General features: G+C 54.3%; 1 rRNA gene. It reads right to left on the bottom strand.

Going from position 1 to position 1,174, the window contains the following annotated elements:
• Window positions 1-5 precede the first annotated feature (5 nt).
• A 23S ribosomal RNA gene (locus ACVWY6_RS24650) occupies window positions 6-1,174 on the bottom strand; the annotation flags it as partial.

The following is a 1,174-nucleotide window of genomic DNA, read 5'->3' as shown; positions in this document are numbered from 1 at the left end:
TGTTTTGGTTGTAAGTCCTCGGCCGATTAGTACCAGTCACCTGCACCCGTTACCGGGCTTCCAGTTCTGGCCTATCTACCCCATGGTCTGTGGGGGGCCTTACCCCTGCTAAGAGGGTGAGAAACCTCATCTTGGAACAGGCTTCCCGCTTAGATGCTTTCAGCGGTTATCCCTTCCGAACGTAGCTAACCAGCGGTGCCCTTGGTAGGACAACTGGCACACCAGAGGTTCGTCCGTCCCGGTCCTCTCGTACTAGGGACAGGTTTCCTCAAGTTTCTTACGCGCGCGGCGGATAGAGACCGAACTGTCTCACGACGTTCTAAACCCAGCTCGCGTGCCGCTTTAATGGGCGAACAGCCCAACCCTTGGGACCTACTCCAGCCCCAGGATGCGACGAGCCGACATCGAGGTGCCAAACCATCCCGTCGATATGGACTCTTGGGGAAGATCAGCCTGTTATCCCCGGGGTACCTTTTATCCGTTGAGCGACACCGCTTCCACTTGCCGGTGCCGGATCACTAGTCCCGACTTTCGTCCCTGCTCGACATGTACGTCTCACAGTCAAGCTCCCTTGTGCACTTACACTCAACACCTGATTGCCAACCAGGCTGAGGGAACCTTTGGGCGCCTCCGTTACATTTTAGGAGGCAACCGCCCCAGTTAAACTACCCACCAGGCACTGTCCCTGAACCAGATCATGGTCCGAGGTTAGATATCCAATACGATCAGAGTGGTATTTCAACAACGACTCCACACACACTGGCGTGCATGCTTCACAGTCTCCCACCTATCCTACACAAACCGAACCGAACACCAATACCAAGCTATAGTGAAGGTCCCGGGGTCTTTTCGTCCTGCCGCGCGTAACGAGCATCTTTACTCGTAATGCAATTTCGCCGAGTCTGTGGTTGAGACAGCAGAGAAGTCGTTACGCCATTCGTGCAGGTCGGAACTTACCCGACAAGGAATTTCGCTACCTTAGGATGGTTATAGTTACCACCGCCGTTTACTGGGGCTTAAATTCTCAGCTTCACACCGAAGTGTTAACCGGTCCTCTTAACCTTCCAGCACCGGGCAGGCGTCAGTCCGTATACATCGTCTTACGACTTCGCACGGACCTGTGTTTTTAGTAAACAGTCGCTTCTCTCTGGTCTCTGCGACCACACCCAGCTCA

This window comes from Williamsia sp. R60, from assembly GCF_054063855.1.
This window is presented reverse-complemented; position numbering and strand designations above follow the sequence as displayed.